11 protein-coding genes are annotated in these 15,251 nt (G+C 34.7%); all 11 read right to left on the bottom strand.

All coding sequences use genetic code 11. The features are described 5' to 3' along the window. Positions 1 to 54 precede the first annotated feature (54 nt). On the bottom strand, positions 55 to 2,886 hold the full coding sequence (gene uvrA / locus FP435_RS02185) for an excinuclease ABC subunit UvrA (protein WP_265484140.1): 2,832 nt from the start codon (positions 2,884 to 2,886) through the stop codon (positions 55 to 57). 16 nt (positions 2,887 to 2,902) lie between these two features. Next, entirely contained in the window at positions 2,903 to 4,900 is a 1,998-nt protein-coding gene (gene uvrB, locus FP435_RS02180) for an excinuclease ABC subunit UvrB (RefSeq protein ID WP_265484139.1), read from the bottom strand. Between the two features lie 114 nt (positions 4,901 to 5,014). Then, positions 5,015 to 6,739: a phospho-sugar mutase gene (locus FP435_RS02175; RefSeq protein WP_265484137.1), complete on the bottom strand. Its 1,725-nt coding sequence runs from the start codon at positions 6,737 to 6,739 to the stop codon at positions 5,015 to 5,017. A gap of 52 nt (positions 6,740 to 6,791) precedes the next feature. Beyond that, positions 6,792 to 7,721: a thioredoxin-disulfide reductase gene (gene trxB, locus FP435_RS02170; RefSeq protein ID WP_265484135.1), complete on the bottom strand. Its 930-nt coding sequence runs from the start codon at positions 7,719 to 7,721 to the stop codon at positions 6,792 to 6,794. A gap of 66 nt (positions 7,722 to 7,787) precedes the next feature. Further along, positions 7,788 to 8,813 carry an NAD(P)H-dependent glycerol-3-phosphate dehydrogenase gene (locus FP435_RS02165; RefSeq protein WP_265484134.1) on the bottom strand — a complete coding sequence of 342 codons (1,026 nt, stop codon included), beginning with the start codon at positions 8,811 to 8,813 and terminating at the stop codon, positions 7,788 to 7,790. 36 nt (positions 8,814 to 8,849) lie between these two features. After that, complete coding sequence (gene lgt, locus FP435_RS02160; RefSeq protein WP_265484133.1) at positions 8,850 to 9,686, bottom strand: prolipoprotein diacylglyceryl transferase; 837 nt, start codon at positions 9,684 to 9,686, stop codon at positions 8,850 to 8,852. After that, the gene (gene hprK / locus FP435_RS02155; RefSeq protein ID WP_265484132.1) at positions 9,683 to 10,636 is read right to left on the bottom strand and encodes an HPr(Ser) kinase/phosphatase; all 954 of its coding nucleotides are present in this window, start codon (positions 10,634 to 10,636) and stop codon (positions 9,683 to 9,685) included. Before hprK ends, lgt begins: the two co-directional genes overlap by 4 nt. After that, positions 10,629 to 10,910, bottom strand: coding sequence for a hypothetical protein (locus tag FP435_RS02150; RefSeq protein ID WP_265484131.1), 282 nt, complete (start codon positions 10,908 to 10,910; stop codon positions 10,629 to 10,631). The genes hprK and FP435_RS02150 overlap by 8 nt, the downstream gene beginning before the upstream one ends. Before the next feature lie 20 nt (positions 10,911 to 10,930). Beyond that, positions 10,931 to 12,047 (bottom strand): peptide chain release factor 2 gene (gene prfB, locus FP435_RS02145; RefSeq protein WP_265484130.1). Its coding sequence is split into 2 segments (ribosomal slippage): positions 10,931 to 11,974 and positions 11,976 to 12,047, totalling 1,116 coding nucleotides; the frame shifts between segments, so codons are not numbered across the junction. 57 nt (positions 12,048 to 12,104) lie between these two features. Continuing rightward, positions 12,105 to 14,504, bottom strand: coding sequence for a preprotein translocase subunit SecA (gene secA, locus FP435_RS02140; protein WP_265484129.1), 2,400 nt, complete (start codon positions 14,502 to 14,504; stop codon positions 12,105 to 12,107). 132 nt (positions 14,505 to 14,636) lie between these two features. Continuing rightward, positions 14,637 to 15,182: a ribosome hibernation-promoting factor, HPF/YfiA family gene (hpf, locus tag FP435_RS02135; protein ID WP_265484128.1), complete on the bottom strand. Its 546-nt coding sequence runs from the start codon at positions 15,180 to 15,182 to the stop codon at positions 14,637 to 14,639. Positions 15,183 to 15,251 lie beyond the last annotated feature (69 nt).

Raw genomic sequence — 15,251 nt, 5'->3', positions numbered from 1 at the left:
TCCTAGTATATTATTTTACCTTGCTTGCTAGGTTAATTGCAACTTACTGTTATTTTAATTTTCCTCACTTAACTTTTTATCTCGTTCCAAAACCGCCTTTAAATATTGACCTGTATAGCTTTCTTTTACCTTTACAATTTCTTCTGGAGTGCCTGTAGCAATAACTTGACCTCCGCCTTCGCCACCTTCTGGGCCTAAATCAATTAACCAATCGGCTGTTTTTATGACATCTAGATTGTGTTCAATAATTAAGACAGTATTTCCTTCATCTACCAATCGTTGCAAAACTTCCAATAATCTCTTGATATCATCAGTATGAAGTCCAGTTGTTGGTTCATCAAGAATATAAAAATTATTTCCAGTTGAAAGTTTTTGTAATTCAGCTGCTAACTTCATTCTTTGAGCTTCTCCACCAGATAATGTAGTTGCCGATTGACCTAACTTAACGTATCCTAATCCTACATCAACAATAGTTTGTAATTTTCGGTGGATCTTAGGAATATTCTTAAAAAATTCAGTTGCTTCATTAATTGTCATATCTAAAACTTGCGCAATAGTTTTATCACGATAAGTAACTTCTAAAGTTTCGGAATTATAGCGAGTTCCGTGACATACTTCACAAGGAACATAAACGTCGGGTAAAAAGTTCATCTCAATTTTGATAATTCCATCCCCATGACAAGCTTCACATCTTCCACCTTTTACATTAAATGAAAAACGGGCCTTAGTATAACCTCGCATTTTTGCTTCATTTGTTTGGGCAAAAAGAGTTCGAATATCATCAAAAACACTTGTATAAGTAGCTGGATTACTTCTTGGAGTACGACCAATTGGGCTTTGATCAATATCAATAATTTTTTCGATATTTTTATAGCCACGAATTGACTTAAACTTACCAGGTTTAGCAGAATTATTATTTAATTTTTTAGCTAAGGCTCTTTTTAAAATTGTATTCACTAAAGTAGATTTGCCTGAACCAGATACTCCTGTTACAACCGTCATCTTCCCTAGTGGAAAATCAACATCAATATTTTTTAGATTATTTTCTTGAGCTCCAGTAATTGTAATTTTCTTTCCGTTTCCCTTTCTACGCTCTAAAGGTACTGGAATAAATTTTTTGCCTGACAAATATTGGCCAGTTAAAGACTGAGGATTATTCATTACCTCTTCAGGGGTTCCAGCTGCCATTACTTGACCTCCAAACTGGCCAGCCCCTGGTCCCATATCAATTAAATAATCGGCTTCTTTCATTGTTTCATCATCGTGTTCTACAACAATTAAAGAATTACCAAGGTCACGCATTTTTTTTAAGGAGGCAATTAAACGATCATTGTCTCTCTGATGTAAACCAATCGAAGGTTCATCTAAAATATACATTACTCCTGATAAATTTGAACCAATTTGGGTTGCTAAGCGAATTCTTTGAGCTTCTCCTCCCGATAAGGTACCTGCAGAACGTGAAAGAGTTAAATAATCTAAACCAACATTTTCCAAGAATGTCAAACGATCTTTAACTTCTTTTAAAATTGGTTTAGCAATTAAAGTCTTTTGCTCACTCAATTTAACCGACTTAAAAAAATCAAGGGATTTTTCAATTGCCAAATCTGATGCTTCCGCGATATCTTTACCATTTATTTTAACTGCTAAAGCTTTTTCATTTAAACGTTTTCCATGGCAAACAGTACAAGTAAGTTCAGTCATATACTTGCCCATTACATCCCTCATAAATTTAGACATTGGATGATGATAGCGACGTTCAATATTATTTAAAATTCCCTCAAATTCTTGCGTAGTATCATTAACACCAAAATCACCCTCTAAATGATAGTTAATCTTTTCTTTTGAACCATGCAAAATGATATCTCGCTGCTTTTTAGATAATTTTTTAAAGGGAACATCCATTGGGATATCTAAAGCCTCGCATGTTTGCTTTAACATATCAAAATAGTAATTTGAATTGGCCCATGGTACTAATGCACCTTGATTTAAAGTCTTATTTTTATCAGGAATCACTAAATCCTCATCAACAGCCAATTTCATCCCTAGTCCATCACATGCTTCACATGCTCCAAAGGGGGCATTAAATGAAAAAAGCCGTGGTTCCATTTCACCTACACTAAACCCACATTTTGGACAAGCGTAGTATTCTGAAAAGTTAAGTTTTTCACCACCAATAACATCCACATCCATATATCCTTCTGAAAGACGGAGGGCTGCTTCAACTGAATCAAACAAACGACTCTTGATACTTTCTTTGACAATCAAACGGTCTACCACAATATCAATAGAGTGACGCTTATTTTTATCAAGATCAAATTCTTCACTGATATCATGCATTTCTCCATCAACAATTACTCGTACGTACCCTGCTCTTTGAATCTTTTTAAAAACTTCTTTATGAGCACCACGCTTTTGACGAATAATAGGAGATAAAATCTGAATTTTACTTCTTTCTGGCAAAGCCATAATTTGATCCACCATCTGATCAACACTTTGTTTTTGAATCAAAGTACCATCATTAGGACAAATTGGATCGCCTACTCTTGCCCATAAAAGACGTAAATAATCATTAATTTCAGTTACTGTTCCCACTGTTGAACGGGGATTATGAGATGTCGTTTTTTGATCAATTGAAATTGCTGGATTTAAACCATCAATTGAATCGACATCTGCTTTATCCATTTGGCCCAAAAATTGACGAGCATAACTAGAAAGTGATTCAACATATCGACGTCTTCCTTCAGCATACAGGGTGTCAAAGGCCAAAGAACTCTTCCCGGATCCTGACAAACCAGTAATAACTACCAATTTATCTTTAGGAATTGTAACATCAATATCTTTTAAATTGTGTTCTCTGGCACCCCGTACGACAATCTTATTTTCCATTTCTTAACCACCTTTCTTATTTCTTTAAATCCATGATTGCATCTCTTAAATTAGCTGCTTCTTCAAAATTAAGTTTTTTAGCTGCTTCTTGCATTTGTTGAGTTAGATTTTTAATCATAGTTTCTTTTTGTTTAGCTGTCAACTCATCAAAGTTAAGTTCAGCAAAGCTCTTTTCCTTTTCTGTTTTACTATTTGTGGTCTTAGTTGCAGAAATTAAATCTTGAATTGGCTTAATAATTGTTTTAGGAGTAATATTATGTTTCTCATTAAAAGCCATTTGCAAAGTACGCCGACGCTGGGTTTCATCACTCGCTTCTCGCATTGAGTCAGTGATTTTATCTGCATACATAATAACTTCCCCATTTGCATTTCTAGCTGCACGACCAATTGTTTGAATTAAAGGACGCGTTGAGCGAAGAAATCCTTCTTTATCAGCATCTAAAATTCCTACTAACGAAACCTCTGGAACGTCAATTCCTTCTCTTAGCAAGTTAATTCCAATCAAAACATCAAATTTCCCTAAACGTAGGTCACGAATAATTTGCATTCGCTCTAATGTTTTAATATCAGAGTGAAGATAGCGGACCTTTATTCCTAAATCCTTTAAATAATCCGTTAAGTCTTCGGCCATCTTTTTAGTCAAAGTTGTTACAAAGACACGCTCATTTTTGTCGATTCGTTTATTAATTTCCCCAACTAAGTCATCAATCTGTCCTTCAATTGGGCGTACATCAATCTTGGGATCTAATAGTCCTGTTGGACGAATAATTTGTTCAACCACTTTATCAGTTCGATTTAATTCATAATCTCCTGGAGTAGCAGAAACATACATAATTTGATTGACATGTTTTTCAAATTCTTCTAATTTTAAAGGACGATTATCTAGGGCTGAAGGTAGTCTAAATCCATAATCTATCAATGTTTCTTTACGCTTGCGGTCTCCATTATACATTGCCTTTACTTCCGGCATTGTAGCATGAGATTCATCTACCAAAATTAAAAAATCATCTGGAAAGAAGTCGAGTAAAGTATATGGAGGTTGACCTGGTTTACGCCCATCAAAATGGCGAGAATAGTTTTCTACCCCATTTGTGTAGCCAACTTCGCTAAGCATTTCAATATCATACGTTGTTCTTTGCTTTATTCTTTGTGCTTCAAGCAGTTTTCCTTTTCCTTCAAAGTCTTTTACTTGAATATCTAATTCATCTTTAATTGAATTTAAAGCCTTGGTCATGCGCTCTTCATTCGTCATAAAGTGAGTAGCTGGAAAAAGTGAAATTTGTTCCCTTTCACCTATTATTTCTCCAGTTAATGAATCTAATTCAACGATTCTGTCAATATCATCGCCAAAAAACTCTACTCGATAAGAATGCTTTGAGTTACCAGCTGGGAAAATTTCCACACTATCTCCACGAACTCTAAAGCGTCCACGTTGGAAATCAATATCATTACGGTCGTATTGAATATTTACCAAATCACGCAATAAATTATCGCGCCCATATTCATCCCCCTCATGAAGTGAAAGTACACTTTTAGCATATTCATTTGGGTCACCTAAACCAAAAATAGATGAAACTGATGCTACTACAATTACATCATTACGTTCCATTAAAGCTGAGGTAGCTGCATGTCGCAATTGATCAATTTCATCATTAATGGAAGAATCTTTTTCAATGTAAGTATCAGAACTTGGTACATAAGCTTCTGGTTGATAATAGTCATAATATGAGACAAAGTACTCTACGGCATTCTTAGGAAAGAATTGCTTAAATTCTCCATATAATTGTCCTACTAATGTTTTATTATGCGACAACACCAAAGTAGGTTTATTTAACTTAGCAATTACATTGGCCATGGTAAAGGTCTTTCCAGTCCCAGTAGCACCTTGCAAAATTTGTTCTTTAGTACCTGTTTGAAAATTATGTGTTAACTGATCAATCGCTTGCTGCTGATCTCCAGCCGGTTTAAACTTAGATACCAATTCAAATTTACGATCTTTTTGTCTTTTTATCATCTCAGCCACCTACTTTCAATTTAACACTGCAAAAAAAGCTGGACTAAAGTCCAACTTTTTATTTATCTATAATAATTTTACTACATCGAACAAATTTTCGCACTAAATAATGTTCTATTTTAATAAGGCATTTAAAGCTGCTTGATATTCTTGAGCAGCCTTTTTAGCAGATTCAATATCTGGCTTATTCACTCCGACATAGGCCTTAATTACAGGCTCAGTACCAGATGGACGTAATGCTACCCAAGTTTCGTCAGCAAGTAAATATTTCAAAACATTTGATTTTGGAAAACCAGTTAATGGTTGCTTTTGTCCATCTATAATAATTTCTTGGGTTAAAAAGTCCTGGATTTCCACAACCTTTTCACCATTTATTTCAGTAAGATGATCATTTCTTAAACTGGTCATCAATTCTGCCATCTTCTTTTGGCCTCCAATACCTGGCATCTCAATGGCTCTTGTTATTTCATAAGCAGTACCATATTTTTGCCAAATTTCTTGTAACCCATCAAAAACTGTCATCTCTTTTGAAGCATAGTACGCAGCAACTTCCGCAAACATGATGGCACCTTGCATTGCATCTTTATCACGAGCAAATGGCTGGAAAAGATAACCGTAACTTTCTTCAAATCCCATTAAAAATTTACCGTCATCTTCTTTATTCATGCGGTCAACTTCTTCACCAATATATTTAAAACCAGTTAAAACATGGTGAGTTCTAATTCCAAAATCTTTAGCTATCTTAAAGGGAAGAGCACTAGAAACTACTGAAGTTACAATTTCATAATCAGGTTCCAATTTACCCTCATTCTTTAAGTTTTCTAATAAATAATATGCCATTAAAGTTGCAATTTGATTTCCTGTTAATACTTGAAAATCTCCTTTATCTGTTCTAACTGCTGCTCCCATTCGATCAGCATCAGGATCAGTTGCCACAATTAAATCCGCATTTTCTTGATTAGCTAATTCAATTCCTGGAAGAAAAACATCCTTATACTCTGGATTTGGTTTAACAGTAGTTGGAAATTCAGGATCAATTATTGATTGACTTGGAACAGGAATTACTTTAGTAAAGCCACCTTGTCTAAAAGCACGATCATATAACATCTTTCCAGTACCATGCAAAGGCGTATAGACAATTTTTAAATTATCTGCATTTGCTTTAACTAGCTTTGGATTAACAGTTACCTTTTTTAATTCAGCTAAGTAAGCTTCATCAACATCTTCACCAATTAATTGTAAAAGTCCCTTTGCTCTTAATTCTTCAACAGGAGCTGCTTTTACCGCAAAAAGGTCAGTAACTTTTTGAGCAAATTCAAATAAGCGTTCCGCATTTTCTGGAGCCATTTGTGCTCCATCTTCCCCATAAATTTTATAACCATTATATTGTTTAGCATTATGAGAAGCAGTAATATTAATTCCTGCAAAAGTTTTTAAGTAGCGCACTGCAAAAGAAAGTTCAGGCGTCGGACGTAAATCATCAAAAAGATATACTTTAATACCATGATTACCTAAAATTCGAGCTGCATGCATTGCAAATTCACGTGAATAATACCGTGAGTCAAAAGAAATTGCTACTCCACGCTCCTTAGCAGTTGGGCCTTTTTCTTCAATTAAACGAGCTAATCCTTCTGTTACTCGCCCAATAGTAAACAAGTTAATTCTATTAGTACCAGGCTCTAATTTTCCTCGCATCCCTGCTGTACCAAAATTAATATCTTGGCCAAAAGCATCTTCAATCCACTCTTCATTTTTACCTAATTCATTTAACTGGGTTTGAAGATAATCAGGCATATTGCTAGCTTGTTGCCAGACGGTAAAACTTTCCTTTGCGTTCATAAGGTCCTCCCAAAAATTAATTTCATCTCTACAAGTATTATTTTACTATTTTTTACTTATCATTTAAATCTTGCAAATACTTAAATGCTTCTTGTCCAGCAATGCTTCCTTCGCCAACTGCAGTCGCAATTTGACGTAAATCCTTTTTTCTCACATCCCCAAAAGCAAAAATTCCAGGAATTGTGGTCTTCATATGATCATCACTGATAATCCATCCTTGCTCATCAGTAATCCCCAAATTTTTAAAAGGCTTACTTTGTGGAATAACTCCAACATAAATAAATACCCCAGCTACTGGCAAAACTTCTTGCTCTCCAGTTTCTTTATTTTTATACTTAACTCCTGTAACTTTTTGTCCATCACCAATAATTTCTTCAGTTTGAGCATTCCAAATAAAATTAATTTTATCATTAGCAAAAGCTCGTTTTTGTAAAATTGGTTGGGCTCTCAAGGTATCACGACGATGAATAATAGTAACTTTTTTGGCAGTTTGGGCTAAAAAGATTCCTTCTTCTACTGCTGAATCTCCGCCACCGATTACTGCAAGGTTCTCATTTTTAAAAAACGCTGCATCACAGACTGCACAATAAGATACTCCTCGGCCGCTATACTCTTCTTCTCCAGGAACACCCAAATGCCGATGGTCAGCTCCTGTACCAATTAAAACAACTGGCGCTTCAAAGTCGCCATTATCTGTAACCACAATTCTCTTTGTACCTTCTAACTTAATATCTTTAACTTCTCCATAAGCAAATTCAGGTCCAAATTTCATTGTTCCTTGATACATTTTTTCACTTAGCTCTGGTCCTGTAATATCTGGTAGCCCAGGGTAATTATCAATTGCACCCGTATTATTCATTTGACCACCATAAATACCTCGATCAAGCATTAAAACTGACAAATTAGCTCTTGCCGCATATAAAGCGGCTGTCATTCCACCAGGGCCTGCTCCAATAATAATTACATCATACTTTTTTGTCATAAAAATCTCTCCTTTAAAAAAAGGACATGATTATTTTTCATATCCTTTTCTTTATTATACTTTTTATTATAAATTAATCTCAGATTTTGGCTCTCTACCCATCATTTGTTTAATTTCTTCGTCTACATCCGCATCTTCATATAATACACGATATACTGCTTCACTAATTGGCATTTCGATTGCTTTTTCTTGGGCAAGTTCATGAATGGCTTTTACAGTAGTTGCACCTTCAACAGTTTGTCCCATATTTTCCAAAATTTCTTTTAAGTGTTTGCCTTCACCCAGTTGCTTCCCTGCGCGCCAATTACGTGAATTTACTGATGTGGCAGTAACAATTAAATCACCAATTCCTGCTAAACCACTAAAAGTCATTGGTTCAGCATCAAAGTACTGTACTCCTAGGCGAGTAATTTCAGCTAATCCTCTTGTCATCAAGGCTGCTTTGGCATCATCACCGTAATTTTTACCAGCTAAAATTCCTGCAGCAATAGCAATTACATTTTTAACGGCTCCACCGACTTCAACACCATTCAAATCAGAATTAGTGTATAAACGTAAATAGTCATTTGAAAATAACTTTTGCACTCTTTTTGCATTTTCTTCATCCAAAGATGCACAAGCAATCGCAGTCAAATCTTTTTTAGCAACATTTTCTGCATGACTTGGTCCAGAGATTGCTACAATCTTTTTAGCATCTTCAGCTTCTGGATAAATTTCTTCAGTTAAAATTTCAGTAATTAGTTTTTTACTTCCAGGTTCGATACCTTTTGTTGCTGTAACTAAAAGTGGCTTATTATTTGTTTTCTCTAAAACTTTGCGAACATTTTTAGCTACAATTCTCACAGCACTTGTTGGTAAAACAAACAATACTATTTCTGCACCTTCAAGTGCTTTTTCTAAGTCACCAGTGGCACTAACTGAAGGATTCAAACTCCAGTCCTTCATATAATGGCTATTGGTATGTGTAGCATTAATTTCTTCATTAACACTTTCAATATTTCCATAAAGGACAACATCTTCACCATTATCAGCTAATAATGATCCTAATACTGAGCCCCATGACCCATTACCTAAAACTGCAATCTTTGTCATTCTTATTTACTCAAACTTTCTATTTACAATTATGCTTCAATCTCTATTATACGGGTATTTTAAACCACTTCCAGCTAAATACCACTTTGGCTTAACAACTTTTCTACGGTAAACCCATAATAAAATTGCTCCAAAAAATAGTATTAAACTTAACGCTTGCGAAACCCGAATAGTATTTGCAATGTATAAACTATCCGTTCGCATCCCTTCAACAATGAATCTTACCATTGAATACCAAATAACATATGATAAGAATATTTCTCCTTGTTTAAAAAGATGCTTTCGATGTCTTAAAGACAAAATCAAAATTAATCCAATCAAATTTCCAACAGATTCATACAAATAAGTTGGTTGATAATAATGCCCATTGATATACATTTGTTGGATTACAAATTGGGGAAGATGTAATTTTTGTAAAAAAGCCAAGGTAGTAATTCCCCCATGTGCTTCTTGATTCATAAAATTTCCCCATCTCCCAATTACTTGGGCAGCCATAACACCAGGAGCAATAATATCTAACATTAAAAAAATTGGTAAATGTCTTTTTTTACAAAAAACTATTAGTACTGCTAATCCGGCTAACAGCCCCCCATAAATTGCAATTCCACCATTCCAAATTGCAATTATTTCACCAGGATGCTGGGAAAAATAGCCCCATTCAAAAATTACATAATAAATTCTAGCACCAACAAAGCCAATTGGGACAGCCCAAAGCAAAAAATCAATAAAATCATCAGGCATTATTTGCCGTCTTTTTCCCTCTTGAATTGCCATTAAGGTTGCTACTACTACCCCAGTGGCCATTAAAATTCCATACCATTTCACTGATAAATTTCCAAGGTGAAAGGCAATCGGACTTAAAGCTGCACTCATTTAATTTCTCCTTCGGAATGAGAATTATCTGAAATTAACTCTGTAAGGTTTTTTTCAAATTTTTTACTAGCATCATAACCCATTTTTTTAGCTCGAAAGTTCATCGCAGCTACTTCTATAATAATTGCAAGATTTCGTCCAACCTTAACGGGAACTGTTACTTGAGGTACATAAACATCACAAATCTCTTTCTTGTCTTCATTAAATCCCAAGCGGTCATAATTTGCATTTGGATCCCAATTTTGCAAACGAATGATTAATTGAATATCCGACTTATCCTTAACTGCACCTGCTCCAAACAAATTCATTACATCAATGATTCCAATTCCTCTAATTTCCATTAGATGTTTAAGAATCTTAGGTGCTTCACCAACTACAGTTTTTTCATCTCTTTGGTAAACATCTACTCGATCATCCGCAATCAAGCGATGTCCTCTTTTGACCAAATCTAAAGCCGTTTCTGATTTTCCTACGCCTGAATTTCCAATGATCATGACACCCATCCCATAGATTTCTACTAGCACCCCATGGATACTCTTTCTTGGCGCAAGCTTTTCATCTAGATATTCCATTAACACACTCGATAAATGAGTGGTTGCCATATCACTACTTAAAACTGGAATTCCAGTTTTTTGAGCTGCAACAATTAATTCATCAGGAATTGGTAAGCCACGAGAAATGATAAAACACGGCGTTTCTGGAGTACACATTTTTTCAAAAACTTTCTGCCTTGAAGCAGTATCTAGTCGTGCACTATAAGAAATTTCGGTTCGCCCCAATAATTGGATTCTTTCTTTAGGGTAAAAATCAAAATAACCTGTTAGTTCTAGACCTGGACGAGAAATATCGGATACCTTGATTACTTTTTTAGATAAAAATTCTTCTCCCTCTACAACACGTAAAGTAGGATTATCTTTTACTAACTGACTTACTTTAACTCCTTCAGCCATTGTCGTCACCCCCATCGTCAATATCTTTGATTTCTACATCTCGTGCTGGTTTACGCTTAGAATTACCATCTGAATGTCCATTAGAAGACGCTGCTTTTTTATCAGTTGATATAGTGTTTTTATTTTTATCAGAGCGATAAATAAGCCAAAAAATGAAGGCCACTATGATCGCTGCTGGTAATAATCCAATCATAAATTTAAAAACTGCAAATAAAATGCTTAAAATTACCAAGGCAACTATTACTAATAGAAGAATTATCATAAAAGACATCATCTGCTCTCACCTCTAATTCTTTAAGTTGGATTCTTTTGACTTAATAACCATTGCAGATAACTATAAATAAAGTTATCTATTTTCCCATCCATTACAGCACTGACATTACTTGTTTCTTGACCTGTCCGCAAATCTTTAACCATGCTATAGGGATGGAAAACATATGAACGAATTTGGGAACCAAAGCCAATTTCTTTTTGATTTCCCTTCAATTCTTGAGTTTGTTTCCGCTTTTTTTCTTCTTCTAATTGAAAAAGTTTAGCTCGCAACATATTCATTGCTGTTTCACGATTTTGAATCTGAGAACGTTGTGCTTGAGATGAAGTTACAATTCCTGTTGGCAAGTGCGTAATTCGGACTGCACTAGAAGTTTTATTAATGTGCTGACCACCTGCTCCACTAGAGCGAAAAACATCTACACGTAAATCATCAGGATTAATTTCAATATTAATACTCTGGTCTATTTCTGGAATTACTTCTACCGAGGCAAAGGAAGTGTGGCGACGCTTTGCAGAATCAAAAGGAGATAAACGCACAAGACGATGGACTCCATTTTCTGATTTCAATAATCCAAAAGCATTTTTTCCTTGAATTCGGATACTTACACTTTTTACTCCCGCTTCATCTCCTGGTTCATAGTTTTCAATCTCAAATTTTAAATTATGATTTTCACTATAACGCCTATACATTCGTAATAGCATATCTGCCCAGTCCATTGCTTCTGTTCCTCCTGCACCAGGATGGATCTCCATTAATGCATTATGATCATCATACTTTTCAGATAGCAACAGGGATAATTCATAATTTTGAAAGATAATCTTTAACTCTTCAACTTGTGCTGCTACTTCATTTTCTAAATCTTTATCCTCTTCTTCTCGCAAAAGTTCTAAGGCTGCCTCAGTATCTTCAAGTTGAGTAGATAAATTTTGAAAGCTTTCACTTTTTTCTTTCATGCGATTGGTTTCACTAATCACTTTTTGCGCTTGCTCTTGATGTTCCCAAAAATTAGGTTCAGACATTTTCTGTTCATTAATTGAAATTGATTCGCTTAATGCTTCAAAGTCAAAGAGACCTCCTAAAATGAGCTAATTTAGTTTTTAAGTTATCTAATTCATTTTGGATTTCACTAATTTCCATTGCTTTTCTCCCTTTTCTCTTTAACGAAAAAAGGGGGGCTTAATGCCTCCCTTTTGATTAGCGACTAAGATTTTGTCTAATTTGAGCTTTCATAAATAAGCGGGTGGCATCATATTCGATGTTGCTTATCATTTCCTCAAACATTCGATAACCAGCTTCTTGATATTCAACTAATGGGTTTAATTGTCCATATCCACGTAATCCTACCGATTGACGCAACTGATCCATTGCATCAATATGATCTGTCCAGTGATCATCAACTACACGTAGGATAACAACCTTTTCGAATTCTAATAAGTCCTTAGGATCTGCTAGTTGCTTTTCTTTTTCTTCATAATTTTTATTAGCAATATCATATAACTTCTTCTTTAACTCTTCTGCAGAAAGATTTTTAAGATCTACCTTTTTAGCGGTTTCCTCATCAGTTAAGCAGGAAGCAATGAAATCACGGATTTGGTCATTACGCCAATCCTTCTTATCACCTTGCGTATACATGTCAATTTGATGATCAATTGTACGTTTAATCATTGGACGTAAAACATATTGAAGAGAATGGTCTTCTTCAATAACTTTCATTCGTTCGCCATAGATAATTTCACGTTGAATTCTCATAACATCATCATATTGTAATGTTTGCTTACGTGTATCATAGTTATTACCTTCAACACGCTTTTGTGCTGATTCAACCTGTTTGGTTATCATACGACTTTCAATGACCTTTTCATCATCATTATCCGAAATTCTATCTAAAAACATTTTTACACGTTCTGAGCCAAAACGTTTCATTAAATCATCTTCTAGTGAAAGATAGAATCTTGTAGTTCCTGGATCACCCTGACGACCAGAACGTCCTCGTAACTGGTTATCAATTCGACGTGATTCATGTCTTTCGGTACCGATAACTGCTAATCCTCCAAGTTCTTTAACACCTGGTCCCAGTTTAATGTCAGTACCACGTCCGGCCATATTGGTAGCTATTGTTACTGCACCTTTTTGACCCGCATTCATAACTATTTCAGCTTCTTTAGCATGATTTTTAGCATTTAAAACTGCATGAGGGATGCCTTCCTTATCCAGTAAGTGACTTAGGCGCTCTGAACTTTCAATTGCAACAGTCCCTACTAGAACAGGTTGTCCCTTAGCATGACGCTCCTTAATTTCTCTAACTACAGCATCAAATTTAGAATCTAATGATGGGTAAAGAAGATCTGGTTTATCCTTTCTTGCAATTGGACGATTAGTAGGAATTGGAATAACTTGCATATTGTAAATTTCACGAAATTCTTCTTCTTCAGTTTTACCTGTACCAGTCATCCCTGATAATTTTTTGTACATTCTAAAGAAGTTCTGATAAGTAATAGTCGCTTGAGTTTGAGACTCTTCCTGAATTTGAACGCCTTCTTTGGCTTCGATAGCTTGGTGAAGACCATCCGAGAAACGACGTCCTTCCATAACACGTCCTGTGAAAGAATCAACGATCATTACTTCACCATTCTGCACCACATAATCAATATCTTTAAGCATAATATAGTTTGCTCGTAAAGCTTGATCAATATGGTGAACCAATGCTTGGTTTTCAATATCATACAAATTCTTTAATTTAAAGTATTTACATGCTTTTTGAATTCCTTGATTAGTCAAACCTATAGTCTTAGTTTGCCAGTCAATCTTATAATCACCATGATCTTCTTTATCATCTGCATCATCATCGCTTTTATCTTCAACTAGCGTTTTAACAAAACGATCAGCTCGAATATAATCACCTGTAGCTTGTTGTGCTTGTCCAGAAATAATTAAAGGTGTTCTAGCCTCATCAATTAAAATCGAATCAACCTCATCAATAATTGCATAATTTAGTGGTCTTTGCACCATTTGATCTTTATAGACAACCATATTGTCTCTTAAATAATCAAATCCTAATTCTGAATTAGTTGAATAAGTTACGTCACAGTTATAAGCTTCTCTTTTTTCATCTGGTGAAAGCTCATTAAGATTTAATCCTACAGTTAAACCAAGCCACTTATATAACTGGCCCATTTCACTTTCATCACGACTTGATAAATACTCGTTAACAGTTACTACGTGTACACCCCTACCAGTTAAAGCATTTAGATATACTGGCATAGTAGCTGTTAAAGTCTTACCTTCCCCCGTCATCATTTCAGCAATATTACCCTTATGCAAAGCAATACCACCAATTATTTGAACACGATATGGATAAAGTCCTAAAACCCTTTTTGCTCCTTCGCGTGCAGTTGCAAAAGCTTCTGGTAAAATATCATCTAATGTTTCCCCATCTTCTAGGCGCTTGCGAAACTCAGGGGTTTTTTCTTTTAATTGTTCATCAGTTAATTTGCTATATTCATCTGCTAACGCTTCTACTTTGTCAGCAATTTTTTCGAATTGTTTTAATTCACGTTTATCAACGTCATAAAGTTTTTTTAGAATATTTGCCATTAAAATCGGTCCTTATATTTTATAGTTTTACATAAGTCTAAATATACTAAGTAATTTTACCATTTTTTAGCCAAAATGAGAAATCGATAGTAAATAAAAAATCTTCTAAGTTGACCTTAGAAGATTTTTTATTTATTCGTTGGTTTCAATCAAGCCATATTTACCATCATTTCTTTTATAAACGATACTAGTACCATTTGTATCAGCATCTTCAAAAACAAAGAAATCATGTCCTAGCAAATCCATTTGCAATACAGCTTCTTCAGCTTTCATTGGCTTTAAGTCTAAATGCTTATTACGTACAATTTCAAATTCACTTGGAGTTTCTTGTTCTTCACTTGTTTCTTCTAAGAAGTAATCCTTTAATCCCTTTTCACGGTTGCGACGATTAATCTTAGTTTTATACTTTCTAATTTGACGTTCAAGCTTTTCAGATACAAAATCAATGCTCTTATACATATCATCAGTAGTCTCTTCAGCACGTAAAACTAAGTATGGAAGGATAATTGTAACTTCAACTTTTGCACTATCATCCTTATAAACTTTCAAATTAACATGTGCAACTACATCAGAGTCTACTTCAAAATACTTTTCTAATTTTGAAAGGCGTTTTTCAACATATTCTCTTAAAGCATCTGTAACTTCGATATTTTCTCCACGAACATTGTATTTTAACATAAAGCTTCTCCTTTCAACGTCGTTTAAATTTTATCTATAATAATTATAGCAGTAATGAAAGCGCTTTGT

The organism is Lactobacillus sp. PV037, from assembly GCF_014522345.1.
Classification (GTDB): domain Bacteria; phylum Bacillota; class Bacilli; order Lactobacillales; family Lactobacillaceae; genus Lactobacillus.
Note: the sequence above shows the minus strand (reverse complement) of the source record. Positions and strands in the feature narration are given on the sequence as shown.

Coding starts and splice junctions, on each gene's coding strand:
- uvrA (WP_265484140.1), bottom strand. CDS start 2,886: ATGGAAAATAAGATTGTCGTACGGGGTGCCAGAGAACACAATTTAAAA.
- uvrB (WP_265484139.1), bottom strand. CDS start 4,900: ATGATAAAAAGACAAAAAGATCGTAAATTTGAATTGGTATCTAAGTTT.
- FP435_RS02175 (WP_265484137.1), bottom strand. CDS start 6,739: ATGAACGCAAAGGAAAGTTTTACCGTCTGGCAACAAGCTAGCAATATG.
- trxB (WP_265484135.1), bottom strand. CDS start 7,721: ATGACAAAAAAGTATGATGTAATTATTATTGGAGCAGGCCCTGGTGGA.
- FP435_RS02165 (WP_265484134.1), bottom strand. CDS start 8,813: ATGACAAAGATTGCAGTTTTAGGTAATGGGTCATGGGGCTCAGTATTA.
- lgt (WP_265484133.1), bottom strand. CDS start 9,686: ATGAGTGCAGCTTTAAGTCCGATTGCCTTTCACCTTGGAAATTTATCA.
- hprK (WP_265484132.1), bottom strand. CDS start 10,636: ATGGCTGAAGGAGTTAAAGTAAGTCAGTTAGTAAAAGATAATCCTACT.
- FP435_RS02150 (WP_265484131.1), bottom strand. CDS start 10,910: ATGATGTCTTTTATGATAATTCTTCTATTAGTAATAGTTGCCTTGGTA.
- secA (WP_265484129.1), bottom strand. CDS start 14,504: ATGGCAAATATTCTAAAAAAACTTTATGACGTTGATAAACGTGAATTA.
- hpf (WP_265484128.1), bottom strand. CDS start 15,182: ATGTTAAAATACAATGTTCGTGGAGAAAATATCGAAGTTACAGATGCT.